The organism is Pseudoalteromonas obscura, assembly GCF_030135505.1.
Lineage (GTDB): Bacteria > Pseudomonadota > Gammaproteobacteria > Enterobacterales > Alteromonadaceae > Pseudoalteromonas > Pseudoalteromonas obscura.
This window is the reverse complement of the sequence record NZ_JASJUT010000013.1, coordinates 39,353-57,517: the sequence shown is the minus strand read 5'-3', so window position 1 is coordinate 57,517 and position 18,165 is coordinate 39,353. Positions and strand designations below refer to the sequence as shown.

The 18,165-nt window shown below is 46.8% G+C and carries 21 protein-coding genes; 16 read left to right on the top strand and 5 right to left on the bottom strand.

The window, feature by feature from the left end:
- Nucleotide 1 precedes the first annotated feature (1 nt).
- From QNM18_RS22905 to QNM18_RS22855, 11 genes are read left to right on the top strand one after another with little or no spacing between them, the layout of a single operon-like run.
- A complete protein-coding gene (locus tag QNM18_RS22905; RefSeq protein ID WP_284138531.1) occupies nt 2-550 on the top strand; it encodes a pesticin C-terminus-like muramidase in 549 nt (182 codons plus the stop codon).
- Nucleotides 543-809, top strand: a complete 267-nt coding sequence (locus QNM18_RS22900; RefSeq protein ID WP_284138530.1) for a hypothetical protein — start codon at nt 543-545, stop codon at nt 807-809. Before QNM18_RS22905 ends, QNM18_RS22900 begins: the two co-directional genes overlap by 8 nt.
- The gene (locus tag QNM18_RS22895; RefSeq protein WP_284138529.1) at nt 806-1,078 is read left to right on the top strand and encodes a putative phage tail assembly chaperone; all 273 of its coding nucleotides are present in this window, start codon (nt 806-808) and stop codon (nt 1,076-1,078) included. The genes QNM18_RS22900 and QNM18_RS22895 overlap by 4 nt, the downstream gene beginning before the upstream one ends.
- A gap of 17 nt (nt 1,079-1,095) precedes the next feature.
- On the top strand, nt 1,096-1,263 hold the full coding sequence (locus tag QNM18_RS22890; RefSeq protein WP_284138528.1) for a DUF6890 family protein: 168 nt from the start codon (nt 1,096-1,098) through the stop codon (nt 1,261-1,263).
- A 2-nt stretch (nt 1,264-1,265) separates the two neighbouring features.
- Nucleotides 1,266-3,014, top strand: coding sequence for a phage tail tape measure protein (locus QNM18_RS22885; protein ID WP_284138527.1), 1,749 nt, complete (start codon nt 1,266-1,268; stop codon nt 3,012-3,014).
- A complete protein-coding gene (locus QNM18_RS22880) occupies nt 3,011-3,352 on the top strand; it encodes a DUF2590 family protein (RefSeq protein WP_284138526.1) in 342 nt (113 codons plus the stop codon). The genes QNM18_RS22885 and QNM18_RS22880 overlap by 4 nt, the downstream gene beginning before the upstream one ends.
- Nucleotides 3,339-4,526, top strand: a complete 1,188-nt coding sequence (locus QNM18_RS22875; protein ID WP_284138525.1) for a baseplate J/gp47 family protein — start codon at nt 3,339-3,341, stop codon at nt 4,524-4,526. Before QNM18_RS22880 ends, QNM18_RS22875 begins: the two co-directional genes overlap by 14 nt.
- Nucleotides 4,523-5,137: a hypothetical protein gene (locus QNM18_RS22870; RefSeq protein WP_284138524.1), complete on the top strand. Its 615-nt coding sequence runs from the start codon at nt 4,523-4,525 to the stop codon at nt 5,135-5,137. The genes QNM18_RS22875 and QNM18_RS22870 overlap by 4 nt, the downstream gene beginning before the upstream one ends.
- Before the next feature lie 13 nt (nt 5,138-5,150).
- Complete coding sequence (locus tag QNM18_RS22865; RefSeq protein WP_284138523.1) at nt 5,151-7,958, top strand: phage tail-collar fiber domain-containing protein; 2,808 nt, start codon at nt 5,151-5,153, stop codon at nt 7,956-7,958.
- Nucleotides 7,958-8,461: a baseplate complex protein gene (locus QNM18_RS22860; protein ID WP_284138522.1), complete on the top strand. Its 504-nt coding sequence runs from the start codon at nt 7,958-7,960 to the stop codon at nt 8,459-8,461. Before QNM18_RS22865 ends, QNM18_RS22860 begins: the two co-directional genes overlap by 1 nt.
- On the top strand, nt 8,451-9,137 hold the full coding sequence (locus QNM18_RS22855; protein WP_284138521.1) for a hypothetical protein: 687 nt from the start codon (nt 8,451-8,453) through the stop codon (nt 9,135-9,137). The genes QNM18_RS22860 and QNM18_RS22855 overlap by 11 nt, the downstream gene beginning before the upstream one ends.
- A gap of 145 nt (nt 9,138-9,282) precedes the next feature.
- Here the strand turns inward: QNM18_RS22855 and QNM18_RS22850 are convergent, their stop codons facing one another.
- The gene (locus QNM18_RS22850; RefSeq protein ID WP_284138520.1) at nt 9,283-9,522 is read right to left on the bottom strand and encodes a hypothetical protein; all 240 of its coding nucleotides are present in this window, start codon (nt 9,520-9,522) and stop codon (nt 9,283-9,285) included.
- A 4-nt stretch (nt 9,523-9,526) separates the two neighbouring features.
- Here QNM18_RS22850 and QNM18_RS22845 point away from each other — a divergent pair, with 4 nt between their 5' ends.
- A complete protein-coding gene (locus QNM18_RS22845) occupies nt 9,527-9,898 on the top strand; it encodes a hypothetical protein (RefSeq protein WP_284138519.1) in 372 nt (123 codons plus the stop codon).
- Nucleotides 9,899-10,577: 679 nt separating this feature from the next.
- Nucleotides 10,578-11,342 (top strand): class II glutamine amidotransferase, encoded by a 765-nt coding sequence (locus QNM18_RS22840; RefSeq protein ID WP_211008979.1) that lies wholly within the window; start codon nt 10,578-10,580, stop codon nt 11,340-11,342.
- A 38-nt stretch (nt 11,343-11,380) separates the two neighbouring features.
- On the opposite strand, the gene QNM18_RS22835 is transcribed toward QNM18_RS22840, so the two are convergent.
- From QNM18_RS22835 to purM, 3 genes are read right to left on the bottom strand one after another with little or no spacing between them, the layout of a single operon-like run.
- Nucleotides 11,381-12,142, bottom strand: a complete 762-nt coding sequence (locus QNM18_RS22835; RefSeq protein ID WP_284138518.1) for a DUF3108 domain-containing protein — start codon at nt 12,140-12,142, stop codon at nt 11,381-11,383.
- Nucleotides 12,090-12,734, bottom strand: a complete 645-nt coding sequence (gene purN / locus QNM18_RS22830; protein WP_284138517.1) for a phosphoribosylglycinamide formyltransferase — start codon at nt 12,732-12,734, stop codon at nt 12,090-12,092. Before purN ends, QNM18_RS22835 begins: the two co-directional genes overlap by 53 nt.
- Nucleotides 12,734-13,786 carry a phosphoribosylformylglycinamidine cyclo-ligase gene (purM, locus tag QNM18_RS22825; RefSeq protein ID WP_211008982.1) on the bottom strand — a complete coding sequence of 351 codons (1,053 nt, stop codon included), beginning with the start codon at nt 13,784-13,786 and terminating at the stop codon, nt 12,734-12,736. The genes purN and purM overlap by 1 nt, the downstream gene beginning before the upstream one ends.
- A gap of 353 nt (nt 13,787-14,139) precedes the next feature.
- On the opposite strand from purM, the gene QNM18_RS22820 reads away from it, so the two are divergent.
- The 3 genes from QNM18_RS22820 (at nt 14,140) to QNM18_RS22810 (ending at nt 17,032) form a co-directional block, all read left to right on the top strand.
- Entirely contained in the window at nt 14,140-14,382 is a 243-nt protein-coding gene (locus tag QNM18_RS22820; protein ID WP_211008983.1) for a YdcH family protein, read from the top strand.
- 86 nt (nt 14,383-14,468) lie between these two features.
- A complete protein-coding gene (locus tag QNM18_RS22815) occupies nt 14,469-16,073 on the top strand; it encodes a putative bifunctional diguanylate cyclase/phosphodiesterase (RefSeq protein ID WP_247687215.1) in 1,605 nt (534 codons plus the stop codon).
- Nucleotides 16,074-16,489: 416 nt separating this feature from the next.
- Complete coding sequence (locus QNM18_RS22810; protein ID WP_211009453.1) at nt 16,490-17,032, top strand: MlaC/ttg2D family ABC transporter substrate-binding protein; 543 nt, start codon at nt 16,490-16,492, stop codon at nt 17,030-17,032.
- A gap of 13 nt (nt 17,033-17,045) precedes the next feature.
- Here QNM18_RS22810 and QNM18_RS22805 read toward each other — a convergent pair whose 3' ends face one another.
- Entirely contained in the window at nt 17,046-17,855 is an 810-nt protein-coding gene (locus QNM18_RS22805; RefSeq protein ID WP_247687217.1) for a DUF2989 domain-containing protein, read from the bottom strand.
- Nucleotides 17,856-18,165 lie beyond the last annotated feature (310 nt).

Genomic DNA, 18,165 nt, shown 5'->3' with positions numbered 1-18,165 from the left:
CATGGCACTCAATATCAATTATGCGTTTATTGCGGGCCTGGAAGGCGGGCAGCACTTGACGGGGTATGTGCCGGATGCGGCGGGGTCTCGTTCAGGCGTGACCATTGCGACCGGCTTTGACATTGGTCAGCGCTCCAAAATGGATTTGAGCTGGCTGTTACCTGGTTACATTGCCAGTCTGTTGAGCCCCTATTGCGGGCTGACGGGCGAGGCGGCAACCCGGGCCGTGGCTGACTCGCCGCTGGTTATCAACGCCAGCGATGCGCAGGTGATTGATCTGTGCACCAAAGCGCGGACCACGGAATTGCTGATCCAGCGCTTTGACCGGGCGGCGATAACGCCTTTTGAGCAGCTGCCCGAGCCTGCGCAGACCGTGATTGCGTCGGTGGCCTATCAGTATGGGGATTTGGCCAGCCGGTGCCCGCGATTTTGGCACTTTGCCACGACGTTGTGTTACGCGGACATGGTGCGAGAGCTGCGCAATTTTGGTGACCGGTATCCGTCGCGACGTCGTCAGGAAGCCGATTACCTGGAGCGTGGCTATGGCTGATGCATCAAAAACCCCAAACTGGATCATGGCCATTGCGGCTGTTGCCTCGCTGGTGCTGATGGTCACCGTACCGGTGGTGGTTCATCTGTTTAACAGTGGTGCGGAGACCCGCCGGGCACTGTCCGACTACAAGACCCATGTGGCAGAGCAGTATGCCACCAAAGGTGATGTCCGGGAGCTGGGCGACCGCATGGAGCGCCAGCTTGAACAGGGCTTTAAACAAATTGAAATGTTAATTAACAGCAGGAAAGAAAAATGAAAGACAGCGACAACAATATTGTAGTGACCGTGGCAGGCACAGACTTTGCCTTTGCCCCAACGCTCAGCGATCACAATGATTACCTCAATAGCGTGATGCCAAACGATAAGGTCGGCCCCGCCCGAACCATGCTACTGCGTACCATTGATAAGGCGCAAAAAGAGGCGCTGGTAGCGGTGCTTGATACGGTGCCGGGCGCCGTGGTGCAAATTCACGCGGCGCTGAGTTCAGCGTATGCCCCGACCATTGAGATCAGCGTAAAAAAATAGCAGCGCTGGCTAAGGCCATGGAGAGCAACGGCCTGGAACAGTTACTGACCATTCGGCGGCACCTGTTGCCGCACGAGGATGACAGCGAACTGAGCCTCGCGCGTGCTTCCTGGCTGTATGAGCGCCAGCGTGAAGACGCCCTGAACTTGATAGCAAACGGTGTGAACAAGGCCTTTGGAGGTTAATCGTGTTACCTAAGCCGCTCATGTTTACCATTGGGTTGATTGATCAGATCACCAAACCCGTGGCCCATATCGGGCAACAGCTCAATGTGCTGACCGCTGATTATGAGGCGGGTACCATGAAAATGGCCACCGGGGTGGCAGGTATCGCGGCCAGCGGGTTTGCCTTATATGAGGCGCTGGAACCTGCGCTGGAAATTGACAAAGCCCTGGGGCAGGCCAAAGGGGTGGGGCTGACAGACTCGGCATTGCAGGCCGTGACCGACACCGCCATGGACTTTGCCTTGCAATACGGCAAATCGGCGGTGGATGTGATAGGTCATGCGCAGCAGATGCGCCGGGTACTGGGGGAAACCTCTGAAGGGGCGATTGCCTCAATCACACAGAGTTCGGCGACGCTGGCCATGGTCATGACCACCGATGCTGACACCACCGCCCGCTATTTTAAAAACATTGTGGGCAACTATGGCGAGCTGGCCAGTGCGCAGGGGTATGATCAGTTTATTGCCCGCATTGCCGGAATGACCGCGTTTGCTAAAACCGAGTTCGGTGCCCAGATGGATGACATCGAGGGCATGATAGATGGCATGCACTCACTGCCCGCAACACTGGGCGTGCCGCTGGAAGAGCAATTTGCCGTACTGACCATGCTCAACCAGCAGATGGGCCAGGGCGATGCAGTCACCCAGTACACTAATTACCTTGAAAACATCGTCGCCGCGCAGGACAAGTTAGGCGTCAAACTGACCGACAGCCACGGGCAGATGCTGCCCATGGTGGATGTGTTAAACACCCTCAAACCGATGTTGGACGGCCTGTCTGGCGACCAGGCCTGGAAACTGTTAGATGATGCCGGACTGGGTGATGGCTCATTGCTGATCATTAACGCCATTAAACAGCTGGACCAACTGAAGGGGCGCATTGACGGGTTTAAAAATGTTGACGGGTTGGACCCGGCGACACAGGCGGCCATGGATATGACCGTGCAGAGCGAGCGCCTGGCGCAGAGCTGGTTTGTGGTGCGTGCGGCGTTTGGTGCGGCGTTGTTGCCCGCATTTAATGATTTAATGGGCATGTTGGCGGATGCCGGACAGAGCATGATCGGGTTTACGGAGCAGTACCCGACACTGACCCGCTGGCTGGGGTATGCCGCCCTGGGTGTGACCGGGTTGGTGATGGTTGGTGGCCTGCTCAATGTTGTGATGGGGGCCAGTGCCATGGCTATGACCGCCTGGTCAATGGGGGCAATGGTATGGGGCGGCGCGACCGCTGGCCTGAGCGCCACCCTGGCAACGCTGCGCTCGGTGATGCTGGCGGTCAATATTGCCATGTATGCCAACCCCATTGGTCTGATTGTATTGGGGGTGACGGCGGCGGTCGCAGCCGTCGGGGGCTTGATTTATTACTGGGATGACCTCAAAGCCACCATGAGCGAATGGGGCTGGGTGCAGGCGTTGTCTGGTATTTTTGCTGCCACCTGGGAAGGCGTTAAAACGGTCTTTACCAGTACCCTGGATTGGATAATTGACAAGCTCAACCTGATCCCCGGCGTAGACATTGACGTCACCAGGGCGTCCCCGGCGTTGCCCAGTGTGAAGGCCGTTGAACCGGTCAAAAGCACAGTGACACCCGGGGGCATTACGCAACAAATAGCACAGGCCAATAACCAAAAATCCACCCATGTCGGGGCCGTCAATGTCTACCCACAAAAAGGCGACACCAGTTACCTCAATTTTGTGGAGATGCACGCGTGAGCCTGTTTCGTGATTTACACATCAAAAACGGGGATGTGGTGCTGGATGCAGGCGCAAACCCGACCTATCTGGCTGATCGAGACGTGATTGCACAGGATGTGGTCCATGCGATTTTAGACAGCGGATTGGCGCACTTGCTGATCGGAGACCGCCAGAGCAGCGTGACCCGAGATACACACACCCGCATCACCCTGTTGGTAGAGGATGACCCGCGTATCAAACCCGGCACTGTTCGGGTGGAGCAGGGCACAGACGGGCACTGGTGGGTGTTTGCCCGGACGCTGGATTTTGGCGACATACACACCAAATTTACAGGGGGTGCCCATGACGGAAATTGATTTTAAACGCATTGTAGAGCAAGCCGGGATCCCGACCACCGAGGCGGGCTGGCTGGCGCTGTTTAAACAGGATGTACAAAAAGAAGGCGGGGTGATTAATGATTCTCCGTACTCGCCATTCTGGCGTTTGGTAGGGGCGCTGGTCGCCAAACCTTTAACCTGGATTGTGAACACCCTACTGGTTGAAAAAGTGCTGCCCAATCTGTTTTTAAAAACCGCCACCGATGATGCATTCATCGAGGCCAAAGCCTGGGAGCATGGTTTGACGCGTAAAAGCGAGGCCAGGACACAGGGCACGGTGCGATTTTTTCGCGCAGCCAGCACTGGCCCGAGCCTGCTCATTAGTGCAGGCACCCTTGTTCAGACTGATCTAATCAACGGCACGGTTTACCGCGTTATTACCCAGGATGACGCGATTTTGCCCGAAGGCGATGCCAGCATACTGGTGCCGGTAGTCGCTGAGCAGGCGGGGGCGGCCTATAACCTGGGCGAGGGGTATTACCATATTTTACCCGCTGCGGTTACGGGCATAAGCCAGGTGCGCAATGATGAGGACTGGATTGATGTACCCGGGGCCGACCCTGAGCGTAATGACGAGTTAAAACAGCGCACCCGCAATGCCTACACCGCAGCGACCCCCTGGCACATTGACGCGGTATACCGGGCCATGCTGACAGCGCGCAGCGGACTGGACGCGGACAATATATATTTTGAGCATGATGCGCCGCGTGGACCCGGCACCGCCAACGCCCTGATTTTGCTCGATACCGGCACACCGAGCCAGACACTGATTGACGAATTAAACGAGTATGTGGGGGCCAAAGGGTTCCACGGCCACGGTGATGATCTTCAGGTGATGGCCATGCCGGGCGTGGATGTGGATGTGGCGGTGACCATCTACCCACATACCTATTTGCTTGACGACGAGGTGGCGTCCTTGCTGGCCGATGTCGCGGACTTTATCCGCTGTGCATTTCGTGAGAATACCAACTATCAGGCCACCCGGACGCGCCCGCAGAGCCGCTTTAGCTTCAGCCGACTGGGGCAGGAGCTGCACCACCAGTTTGAGGGCATTAACTCGCTGAGCTGGGCACAGGGGGACATCAGCAGCGCAATCAACGTGCCACGAATAGGCGCGCTGACTGTCACCAATGGCAACACGGGGGCGCTATGAATTGGGAGACCATGACCCGTTTACCGTACTGGCTGGCCCGCCCGGCCAGTGAGCTGGATAAGCTGCGCAAAGGCACCGTCCGGTTCTGGTCGCGTGTCAGTGATTTGCTGGCATGGCCTGCCAGACAATTGGACCCCATGACCGCCGAACTGGCACTGGTCCATTTGCTGGCGTGGGAGCGGGATATTACGCCGCTTGCCAACGAGTCAGAACAAACCTATCGGATCCGGGTTAAATACGCGTTGCAGTTTGCCAAAGGTGCGGGCAGCACCGCAGGCTGGCATTTTATGTTCGAAAAGTTGGGCACACCTTGGATAACCATTGATGAGCGGTTAGGCGAGGTGGACTGGGATGTGGTGAGTTTGCAGTTGCTCGATTCCGATCTGGCTGAGCGGCACCAGCTGATAGGCAACCTGTGCAGACAATACGGGCGGACGACGCGTCGTTATCAGTATGTGACCATTGCCAGCATGCCGCTGGTTGCACCACCAACCGAATTTGAACATGAGTCGTTAACTGGCATTGCGAGGTTGTCGGATAATTTAATACCCAAGCTGGGACTGGCAACCATGGACCACGAATCGCACTTTAGTATTGCGAACAGGAATTAAAAAAGGATGTATTATGGCATCAGTTATAACCACTGCGGGCGAAAAATTATTTACATTAAAGGCGCAGGCTAATGAGCAGTTGGATATCGACACATTTATTTTTGCGAATATACCTGGGCAGGATGTGACTGCGCCGATCAGTCGTGACGAGGCAATCCCTTCGGAACATGTAGTGCATCAGCAAATTGTTCAGCAGGTTGGTCGGATCAATGACAATGTGGTTGTGTATTCAACGGTGCTGGATAGCCTCACTGGCCCATTTGAATTTAATTGGGTGGGTTTATATTCGTCAGTCAATGATGTGCTGGTTGCAATTAACCATGTGCCAACCACCCCAAAGACATCGACTACCGCTGGGGCGGCAGGGAATACGCTAAACAGGAATTTCGGCATTGAATATTCGGGTATTGCGGAGCTAACTGGGATTGATGTTGCGCCAGAGACTTGGCAGTTAGATTTTACCGCCCGTTTGGCGGGGATGGATGAGCTTACACGTAATCTAGCAAAAGACTTGAATGGTGTAGATTCATTCATTGATGATGGTTTTAAAGTATCAATGAGTGGGGCAGCAAATACGTTTGCTGTACTACCGGGCGTAGGCTACGCCAATGGTTTGCGCATCGAATTGACTGAAACACACATGCTCATTGCAGATGCTTATCCCAAGTTTGTTTATGTTGATGCCTGCTTTGATGCGGATGCTTCGAGTGTCTGGTCGCCGAAAGTTCAGCTGAGAATTACCAGTGAAGAGTTAACAGACAATGAAGATGCAAGCGGGAAAATGCACTATCTGGTTAAGCTGGCCAGTATTACGGCGGAAAATCAGGTGGAAGATTTGCGAGAATTATTTGATTTTCGGGATGATCGTTACGGTATCGCCTTTAATACAATCAATGATGCCTTATCCGCTTTAGGGCAGAAGTCTGAGTCATACCTTAATAAAATGGAAGCCAGAAAAGCCGTGTTGCACACTGCTGTTCATGACCAAAATAACGGCGGCGCAAAATTTTACATTAAATCTGGTTTGATTGCAGATAATAAAAACGTGTATGAGATTGCGGGAACTAATAGATGTTTAGTTCTGCATGATGATTATTATTTCAGTGAGCAACTCGGGGTTCCCGTTCCCATCAAGTCAAAGGTTTCTGATATTGCAGAACGCAATACTACTGAAAGCAATTTTAGAGTTTTGGGAGCTGATTTTGTTTCCCAAATTAATCCAACTTGGTTTGTTGTAGATGATGACTATGTTTACTCAATTTCAAAAGGCTCGTATGACTCAAGTAACTCGCATTTATCAAAATTAGATATTTTTGATATTTCAGATCCTTCAAATGTGAAGAGGGTAAGTAGTCAAAATATAGGTATCGCAGGGGTGGGAGTGAGAGGAATTGCTAAACATGGTCATATATTATATTTAGGTTCATTTAGCACAAAAATATATGTTTGGAATGTAGCAAATCCTGAGAACCCTTTTCAAATAAGAAGTTTTGACCGTGCAACAGCTTCAACCTTGCAAATGTTACATGTTTTTAATGGGGTACTATGTTGTCCTGGCTGGGATGGCCGGATAGATTTTTATAATCTTAATTCACCTGAAACCCCTGTATTGATGAAAAGTTTTGATCTGAGCAGTAATGGTGTCTCTTTGGTTCAGATGATTAAAAATGGCAACAAAGTATGGTGTATAGGCTCGACCACAGACAGTCCTGAATATAGCCTAACTTGTTTTGATTTGTCAGATCATAGTAATCCGAAAATATTGAGCAAAACAGCGATACCAGAGATTAAATATGCTAGATATGGAGTAATTGAAAATAATGTTTTGTATGTCGGTGGGTATGCTCATACCTCACGAGTTTGTGCAGTTGATGTTTCGACGAAAACACCGAGCCTAATTAAAGTTTTTGATTTCAATTTATCATCGTTTACAAAACGTGGAAATTACCTTATCGGATGCAATGGCACGGACCTTAATGATCCAGACAACGATGAAACTGTATCTTGGGATATATCAGATATTGATAACCCCGTTAAGAAGACCTTGCTTTCAAGACGAATATCCTACCCTCAAGATTTAGGTAGCTATATTGTTTGTTTTTTAAATGGTTTGGGCACACGGCTAAATAATAGCGCACCAAATGATGATAACCCTGGCGCAGAGTTAGCTATTATAGATTTTAATCCGTTAAAAATTGATGGGTTAAAAGCTAACAGCATTAAAGCGAAAAGATTAAACGTTGAGCAGGTGAGAAGTAAAGAAATACATTCTGATTCGGGAACATTTGGGGCCGGTGGTGTAAGGTCGAGTGGTGCAATGAGCGCCCCAAGTATGTCAGTATCAAATTTTTTAGGTTGTGGCATTCTTGGCAAAGGTGAGAAAGGGAAAAGTTTAACATTTGGTCAAGTAACAGGTGATATAACAAGTGGTATAGACTTGTTCTCAATATCTGTGAGGGGCGAAAATGCTGAAATGGTATCGCTTTTTTTAGCAAATTTAAAATTATACGGAATTGTTGATCAGGCAATCGGAGCAAGTTCAAAGATCACATATGAAGAGTTTATCTTTAGTGGTGTGATGAATGGGTTTTCTGGTTCATTTACTGCACATTTACAGCCGTCATCAATAACAAAGCATGAGGTGAGTTCGCCTGGTAATCCCGTTTTTAATGTTGGTTTAAATGTTAAGGATGGCGTACTGGTTGTTTCAGTCTCTTCAAGTGAAATGAATCAAACTGAATCCACGTTATTTGCTGAACTTGAAACAATAGACCATATGGGGCGTGGCGGGAAGAATTATTTAAATGTGGATTATGCGTGATGTCGTTATCGCTGAATTCGACAGAGATAACCCTGAAGTCTCTGCGTATCACGGCCAGCCAGATGCTGGCCAGTGAGGACGTCAGCGGACTGACGTCTAATACCGACGAGGCGGAAACGGGGATCAAGGCCAAGCGCCTGACCGTGAGTGGCTTATTGCACTTTGAACAAAGTGCGGCGCTGTCTGAGTTGTTTTCGTTGGCTGAAGCTGCGGACAATGGGGCGCGGGTGATATACAGGATAAGCAATCCTACCGCCAGTGCCCTGGGCATTAAGCAGGTGCGATTCAGCGGCAAAATTGAAGCGGTAGAGCAGGAAAGCACCCGCCAGTGGGCTGTCAGCTTTGGGCTAGCGGAATACCGCTCTGTGCCACAGAAAATCGAAGAGCGGCAGGCAAAAACTGATCCCCAGGAGCAAAGCGGGCATGACATTAAGTATGGAAATATTCAGGCGCACCTGACGGCGCACCTGAGCCAGTTCAGGGAGGGGGAGCATGACGGCTAATGCCCGGTTTATCATGCGTGCGACGATAAACCATACCCAGACCCGGGCGCGTGACCACTGGATTGTGCTGAATGCGGGCGCACCAGGCACCTGCCAAATCACCGTCAATGCACCGGTTGAGCCACTGGCCCCGGTGCGCATTGATCTGGGCTGGGGCAGTGAGCTTGACCGGGTGTTCAGCGGATTTGTTGAACGGGTGATCCCCGCCGAGTCGGGCTGGTTTGTCCTGTTTTGTCGTGAGTGGTCAGATGCGCTGACGTATAACCTCAGTGTGATGCTCAGGCACCCCTCCATGAGACAGGTGACGGATACCATCACCGAACAAACAGGCATCGAGTTTGTGCTACCTGACAAAAAGTATACCCAAACGGCGATAGCCTGCTTTTACTCAGATGGTGCCGGGCTTGCCATGCTCGAAAATATTGGCCGCGCTTTCGCTGTGCCTGAGTTTGTCTGGTATCAGCAAGGCAATGGCAAAGTATATGTGGGCAGCTATCAGGACAGCTTCTGGGCCGACAAAGCCGGGTTTATCCCGGCAGGGTTGATGACCGACCAGCAGGCCGGGAACAGCGCCAAAATGGTGGCCGCGCCAATGCTCAGACCGCACGCGGTGGTTGATGGACGCCGACTCACGGGGGTTGAGTTTCAGGGCACACAGATGACGTTGAGGTGGTAATGCAAAGTATCATTAAGCGGGTGATCCGCAGGCTCTACCCTGAGCTGACTAATCAGCTGCACTTGCCACGATGGGGGCGAGTGCTGGCGCTGCCAGAGCTGCCCACCGAAGACGGCGAGCGCGGCAGTGACCCTTTTTATCCACGCTATGCGGTTGATGTGCAGCTCATTGATGAGCATGGCACGGATACGGCATCACGGCCATTGCAGGCAGTGCCCTTGCCTTTGCCAGGCGCAGGCGATAAAGCTGGACGACTCGACCCGCCCGCACTAGGTAGCATAGTTGAAATTGGCTTTGCATATGGCCGCCCGGATAAACCATTTATTCGCACTGTGTTGCCGTTCGGCTGGGACTTACCCGCCATCAAAGTGGGTGAGGTACGCACCCAGGTGCGCGAGGGAGTATCCCAGCACATTGACGAAGTGGGCAATTTTATCAATACCACGGACAAATCCCTGTCAGACATCATCGGCGAGATCGCTAAACTGGAGTGCCAGACACGCCAGGTGATTGCTCGAGCAGAGCAGGACTTCCGCAGTCCGAAAACTTGGATAGGCAGTGACAGTGAGAATGTGCTGACGCTACTCTCTGCGCTGATGGCCACCGTCAGTGCTCTGGCCTCTGCGTGCGCCAGCCATACGCACAGCGGTGTTAAAGCGGGACCTGACAAAACCCCGGCACCTGATCAGGCGGGTGATTTTAATGACCATGCATCACAGGCGGATGACCAAAAAGCCAGACTAGACCCCATCACCAAGTAACTTACCACAGTAGCTTATGCCCGGCCCTGTGTCGGGCTTTTTGTTGTCAGCAGTACAGTCAACCGCGTCTATACTTGCCAGCGCCATTCACGCCACGGAATCCTGCACCACAGAGAAACCGTGTCACGAAATCCGCACTCTTCCTCACCCTCCTGCGCACTTTGTGGTGCAATTTTATTTCAGTTTTTAAATTGTGTAGTTTTTACCGCCAGACCCCGCAGAATCTACGCATCATAATTGATCAAAGATCTGAAAAGATCGCGGTTTTTTGCAGTGTTTTACAGTTATCGCAGCGAGAGCAGCAATGTAAATTTTTAATAAACATAGATAAAACATAGGGTTAAACGAATTTCGTGAGGTGATGAAACTTTAAGGGGATATTTTAAGAGGAGAGAATACCTGTTAATTCAAAGAGTAACAAAAATTAGAGCTGAAAAAGTAACACACAGTCTTTTAGGCTATTACGTAGTTATTTTGGGTGCTAATAAAAATGTCCATTGGCAATTGCACCAAAAACAGATTTTTGCAGTTGTGTTACTTGTTGAACTAGAAGACAATAGTTACCTCGTTGCAGTTTTTGAGTCCCAAGAGTTAAAAGTGTGACCCAAAGTGTGACCAAGTAGGTAATTTAAAAAATAAAAATTCCGTAATTCATTGTTATATAAGTGATATATAAATTATGTGTGAACTCCTCGGGATGTCTGCTAACGTGCCGACAGATATTTGTTTTAGTTTTTCAGGGTTATTAGAGCGTGGTGGGAATACAGGGCCTCATAAAGATGGTTGGGGGATAACTTTTTACGAAGGTAAAGGGTGTCGCACATTCAAAGATCCTGAACCAAGTTGTCAGTCTGAAATCGCTAAGTTGGTCAAAGCCTACCCAATTAAGAGTGTTTCTGTGATAAGTCACATTCGTCAAGGCAATCGGGGCCGAACATGTTTGGAGAATACACATCCCTTTACACGAGAGCTATGGGGAAGAGAGATCTCTTATGCACACAATGGGCAACTATCGAATTATAAAGATTTGAAAACGCAGTACTATAAGCCGGTTGGCAATACCGATAGCGAGCTTGCGTTTTGCTGGATTTTAGACAAAATCCGTGAAAAATACCCTAAGAAGCCCTCCAACATGGCAGCTGTATTTCGCTATGCCGCCAAATTAGCTGATCAGCTAAGAGAAAAAGGCGTGTTTAATATGTTGCTGACGGACGGTGTGTTTGTGTTGGCATACTGCAGCAATAACTTACATTGGATCACGCGTAAAGCGCCTTTTGGCAAAGCAACGTTAATCGATGCAGATATGGTTGTTGATTTTCAAAAAGAAACCACGCCCAATGACGTTGTAACTGTGATTGCTACTCGACCACTGACCAATGATGAAGAGTGGACGAAAATGGAACCTGGGCAGTCAGTGTTGTTCAAATTGGGTGAGAAAGTATAAAACAGGTGCTTTTGCACCTGCTTTAATGCCTGTTTTAATTATTGCTTAATAGTTTGAGCTGTCATTTGAATTTGAAACTGCTCAACGCCGTCTTTTCCTTTTAGCATTTGCACCAACATGTAGTCATATTGTGGCGCAAACCAAGCGATTGCATGGCGCTTGTTGCTGTCATAAAGACGTTTTACCTTGATGGTTTTAACATTGCCAATCGGTAGTGTGATGGTTTCTTCTCCCACTACTTTAAAGTTATACATACGAACGTTGCCATTCTTATCTATGATTGGGTAGCTAAATTGGGTTTTGCCAGATTTCAGCTCATTACGGAGCTGATTTTGGTAGGAGAGAACGTCTTGTCGTGATTCATCCCATTCGACCTTGAGTGGGTAATCCTGCTCTTTTGAAAACAGTTGTTTGTTCTCTCTATCAAATTTAATTTTGAAGCTCTTGTCAGGACGTGTGCCTTCTCGATTAAGGCTATAATGGAGTGGTTTAGTTTGGCCGTTTTCAAATTTGAACAAGCTTTGTTCTGTACGTTTTTCTGTGAATATCATCCACTTCACATCGGTCTCATAACTCAGCGCATAAGTATTGTCGGCAACCTGTATAAACTCTCTGGTTGCTTTGCCATGAATTTTTCCTTTTCGTAGCACATTATACTCGGCTGTGTATTCGGTGAGCGTAGAGGCATGAAGGGAAGAAGATAAAACAGCGCTTAAGCCAAATAGCAAAGCGCTGTGGATTTTTATTTTAGCTGTAATCGACGCCTTGCACTGGAAGGGGTTGTTTATCAAAAACTGCATAGTCTGCTTCCATTGTTAGTCTGTGTTCACTGAACCACTTGACCACCAAAGGATAAATGACATGTTCTTGTTCGTGTACCCGCTTAGCTAGTGTCTCCGCTGTGTCGTCAGGCAAAATGGCAACTTTTGCTTGAACAACAACAGGACCTCCGTCTAATTCTTCTGTTACGAAGTGAACACTAGCGCCATGGTACGCATCATTTGCGTCAATTGCTCTTTGGTGGGTGTTCAGCCCTTGGTACTTAGGCAACAAAGATGGGTGAATGTTCAACATTTTCCCTTTAAATTTTTGCACTAAGCCAGAGGTTAGAATACGCATAAATCCAGCCAATACAACTAAATCTGGATTACAAGAGTCAATTAATTTTGCCAGCTGTTCATCATAAGCCTCGCGACTATCGAAGTCTTTATGGCTTAAAACGTGAGTGTTTATATTTGCTTTGTCAGCTCTTACAAGCCCATAAGCATCGCCTTTGTTACTAATGACGGAAACAATTTCACCATTAATGTTACCAGCTTGGCAGTGGTCAATAATTGCTTGTAAATTAGAGCCACTACCAGAGATCAATACAACGATCCGAGTGGGTGCCATTACTCGGCACCACCAAGGATTTCAACTTGCTCTTCGCCTTCAACTGCATCTTGGATTTCACCAATGTGCCATGCATTTTCGCCTTGTGCTGTTAAGATCTCTAGGCTTTGTGCTAACTTTTCAGCAGGTACTACTAAGATCATACCAACACCGCAGTTGAATGTACGGTACATTTCGTGAGTGCTGATGTTACCGTTTTCTTGTAGCCAGTTGAAAATGGCAGGCCACTCCCAGCTATCACCTTTAACCACTGCTTTTGCAGATTCAGGTAGTACGCGAGGAATATTCTCCCAGAAACCACCACCTGTGATATGTGAAAGGGCATGAACGTCAACGTCTTTTAAAAGCTCTAGAATTGGCTTAACGTAAATGCGAGTAGGCTCAAGTAAATGTTCGCCTAGGGGTTTACCCGCATATTCTTCATTTGTATCAGCACCAGATACTTCCAATACTTTACGGATTAATGAGTAGCCGTTTGAGTGAGGACCGCTTGAAGCAAGAGCGATTAATTGGTCACCTGCTTTAACTTTAGTCCCGTCGATGATCTTAGATTTTTCAACAACACCAGTACAGAAACCAGCCATGTCATAATCATCACCTTCATACATGCCAGGCATTTCAGCTGTTTCACCACCGATTAGAGCACAGCCAGAAAGCTCGCAGCCCTTACCAATACCGCTAACTACGTCAGCAGCAGTATCTACATCCAGCTTGCCTGTCGCGTAGTAATCTAGGAAGAAAAGCGGTTCAGCGCCCTGTACAATAAGATCGTTAACACACATTGCGACAAGATCGATACCAACCGTGTCGTGTTTTTTCAGATCAATGGCTAAACGAAGCTTAGTACCAACCCCGTCAGTACCGGCAACTAGCACAGGCTCTTTGTAACCTGTTGGAAGTTCACATAGTGCACCAAAACCACCAATGCCACCCATAACTTCTGGACGACGAGTTTTTTTCACTACGCCTTTAATGCGCTCAACCAATGCGTTACCCGCATCAATATCAACGCCTGCGTCTTTGTAGCTCAGAGACTGTTTTTGTTCGCTCACAGGTTTTCCTCAAAATAACAGTATAGATTTGCTTAGAAACGCGCACATTTTACAACAATTGCGCCCAAGCGGCTAGTTGAAATAAGAGGTCAGAGCAACACAGATTGCAATACGGCTTAAAGCACTCTGTTTAATCATGATTTTCAGTATGTTGAGAAGCGTGCAATTTGCGTTAGATCAAGACTCTAAATGGATATCTGCTTAGTATTTGAATTGTCGGGATTGGACTTTACCAAGCTGAACGCAACACCATAAATAATTAGTGACTGATTAGGTAAGGGCATATTGATTCAAATAGTGCTGTGTGATTTCAAGTCAGCACCTTCAATATTTCAATAAAGCAGGAACTCAATATGTGTAAGAAAAGTTGTAATTTAATCAAAGAACTCCCTGAATTTAGGCACAAAATTGCTGAATTGGCGCTAACAGACAACGAATTTGCCAAACTACTGGCTGATTACAGTGTACTTGAGCAGCAAATTACCGCGATGGAACAAAATGCTGTCGCCGATTTTGAGCTGCATATAAAAGATTTAAAAACACGCTGTATAACGATCAAAGACCGACTCTACATTCGTCTCAAGCACGCGCCATGAGCTAAGTCGTTGTGCCAGTGTAAGTGTCCGGCAGAGTATGAATATTAAACTATACTAAAGTCAGGTTTTGTTTATAGGCGCTCTTTTTGGAAACTATTAGCCTTTGCTTAATACTGATGGGGCTGTCTTTTTTGTTGCTTTCAGTAAAGCCCGCAATAGAAATATGTCGCATTGCACAGTCTAAAGGATGGTGGTTGCTGCTTGCACTTATTTGTTTTTTTACTTTGGGTTATACAAGCTTTGCAGCCTACGTTTACTTGAGCGTAGACAGTTCGCGAGTGGTTTTAGCCTTGTCTTTGATACTTGCTCTGGGTGGACTGTTTGTCATTGTGGTCGTCAATTTGGGCAAGGTAAGTTTAATGCGACTACAAGCAGCCCTTGATCTCGAAAAGTATAACGCCCAACATGACCACCTCACCAAACTACAAAACCGCGCACAATGCTTTAAATGTATAGAGCTGAGAAAAAAACAATGTGATGGTTTTGCTGTTGTGATCTTCGATTTGTATAACTTGAAACAGATCAACGAGGCGATGGGGCATTACTTTGGTGACCAATTGCTAGTGGCATTTTCACAAGCTATCTCAAGTAGTCTGTTACCTGGCAGTGAGCTGTTTCGCATTGGTGGCGATGAATTCGCCGTTGTCAGTGAAGCGCGCAATGAGCCTGCGCTTTTTGCCCAAAACAACGCCATATTAAGTGCGTTACACAATGGGCTAGTCGTAGAGCATACCGCGGTAGATGTAACATATAGCTCAGGTGCAATCTTGAACATTGTGAGTGAGGACATATCTTCTTCTGAGCTTTTAAAGCGAGCAGATATCGCAATGTATGCAGCTAAAAGAAGCAAGCAAAGCTTAGTCCTATTTGATAAAACCCTGCATCAAGGAGTAGTTTCTGAATTTCATATGCTCAACGACTTTAAAGGGGCTCTAGCACGAGGGGACCTAACAGTTTTTTATCAACCAATTGTTGATGCGCAAAACTCTAAAGTGCATGGTGTAGAGGCTTTAGTTCGATGGCCATCTGAGGATGGCGAGTATATTTTGCCAGAGCGTTTTATTCCAATAGCTGAAAAGAACAACATGATAAAGTATCTCAGTGCATATGTGATAAACACTGTATTTAGTGATATCGAGTTGCTTCTAAAGTTAAATGATAAGTTGACGGTACATATAAATTTATCGTGTCAGGATCTACTAGGTAAAAACCTTATTAATGTCTTGAACACACAGCTGAGTAGTAAAAATGTAGATCCGCAAAGGATTATATTTGAGTTAACTGAAAGTATGGTGATGACAGACGTTGAACAAACCAAAACATTGATCGAGCATCTCATTGATATGGGGTTTTCGGTGAGTATTGATGATTTTGGAACTGGCTTTTCATCATTTTCAATTCTTAAAGAGCTGCCCATTTCACAGATAAAAATAGATAAATCTTTTGTCACTCAATGTCTTTCTCAGGATAAAGATCGTGCCATCATTGAAACAACACTTTTTTTAGCGAAGCGACTGGGCTGTTCAGTGGTTGCTGAAGGAGTTGAAAATGATGAAACATCTGAGTATCTGGCCAACCAAGGGTGTAAGTATATTCAAGGTTACAATATCAGTGAGCCGCTATCACTCGGTGAGATTCAGCGATGGATTTCCAGTAATGGTTTGGTGCAGACTGCGTTAAGGAAGTATTAAGGTTAGTCGCTGTATCCTCTCGCCCCTTTTTTGCGTGTTGAAATATTTCAAAATATTGCAAGCGTAACAATTGTTTTTGCAACCGGTATATCAAGTTTTTAGTCAATAAAATCAGTGTACTAAATTTTTGTTGTAGAACTTTTGGCGCATTAAGCAGTGGTCGTGAACGTAAAACAGGCGTTGAGCGGTCCATTCTGCTGGGAAGAATGTATCATTCTGTAAAATCCCATACAATTTTTGACAACTTTTGAGATCATAAAACCGTAATATACACACTAGGTTATTCAGGCCAATAGACGCGGTAATTGAATTAATAAACCAGCTCTCACATTTGAGCCGTGTGAAGCGTAAATTTTTTAGAGGAATTAAAATTGAAAAAAGTCATCAGCTTTTTATTTCTACTTGTTTGCTCAACGATGGCTGTAGCCAATGAGACACCTTATCAGCTAATCAATCAAGTAGGTGAGGGGCTCTTTGCTGACATAAAAAAAGTCAATGCAGGAGGAAAGGCAACATCAAAGGAAATGCGTAGTATTGTTAAAGAACGATTAATGCCACATATCGACACACGATTTGTGTCGAGAAAGTTATTAGGAAAGCATATTAAAGGGCTTAAACGTCAAGAAGCCATTGAATTTATCAATGCGGTAACACATTACCTCGAAGTTACGTACGCTAGTGCCCTTATGCAATATAAAGGGCAAGAGGTCGTCTTTGAGCAAGCTCCAGCACCAAAAGATAGTAAATATGCTACGGTGAAAGCGGTGATCAAAGAAAGTGCGGGGCCTGATATTGATTTGCACTTTAAATTTCGTAAAGGAAAAGATGGTAAATGGAAGGTGTATGACCTTGTTGCAGAGGGGATATCTCTTCTGAGCGCGAAACAAAAAGAGATCGTTACGCGCATTTCTCAAGTTGGCCTTGCACAGGTCACATCCGAACTAAATAAGAAAGCTTAAAACCTTTATTTAGTTAGCCACGAGGAGATAGAAACCTGCCTGTTTCTATTTCTTCTCGGGTCTTAAGCGCCAGCTGCTCCAATACGCCGATACTCTTACCCCTTGAAGTCAGTTCATGCTCTATATCAATAATGTCAATCTCTTCAAATCCGGAGAGTTGAGCGATTCTTGCAAATGTATAAGCGTGCTTATATTTCTTTTGTTTATAGAAAATACTAACCAGCGCTTTGTACACTTCTAAGTCTGGCGTCTGGCCAGCTTGATTTAGTTCCAAAACTCGATACAGAAAGTCGATTGTTTTGTCGTCATCAAACTTTGCGTAATAGGTTGCTAAGAACATTTGAATCTCTTGGCTTTCTCGCACATACGGCTCATCTTCTTGGCGCAACAGTTTATTCATAGCAAATTGGCTATTGTTTCTTGACCAATGATAGTAAAGCAGCCCAGGGTGAGAAGTTTGCTTTGTATCCTGATAGATGCGATTCATTTCTTTAAGACTGGTTAAGTGACCTTCAACACGAGACGTTGTTTTCTCTTTTAGTTTGATGTGCTCGATTTGGGCTGCCAGCGATACACATGCATTATATGCTTCTAGCTGTTTTAAAAGTTGATACTTGTTTTCATCTGTTGGGTCTTTGTACTCTATGTAGCGGCCTATGATTAAAGATGCTCTTTCTTCTTTACAGTGACTGTCTTTATTTAAGTCATTGCAAAAACCTGGAGTTTCTTCACATACCTTTGCTAATGTCAACGGTTCTTCACACCCACTAAGAAAGGTCAGAAAAGAAGCGCCAGCAACAGCAAGCATCCACCTATTAGCCATTGTTTATCCTACGTAATCTTCAATCTGGCACAACATAACACTTTTGCACCTTACGAAACAGCTTAAACGAGTTGAAGTGCAGCAAGTTAAGTTCTATAGCCGCATTACTTACTACTAATTACTTAGTTTAGTCGCATGTCAAAAATAATAAATACGCATATTTTCTCCAATATAAAGAAAAAATAAGACATTTTTCCGTGTATTGGGCGTTCCTTTTACGAAAACAAACGGAAATATATGGGTAAGAGTGGAGAATAATTGCAGATTAAATTAGAATGGCGGTGCCCATTAGGGCTATCCGTTCAAAAAA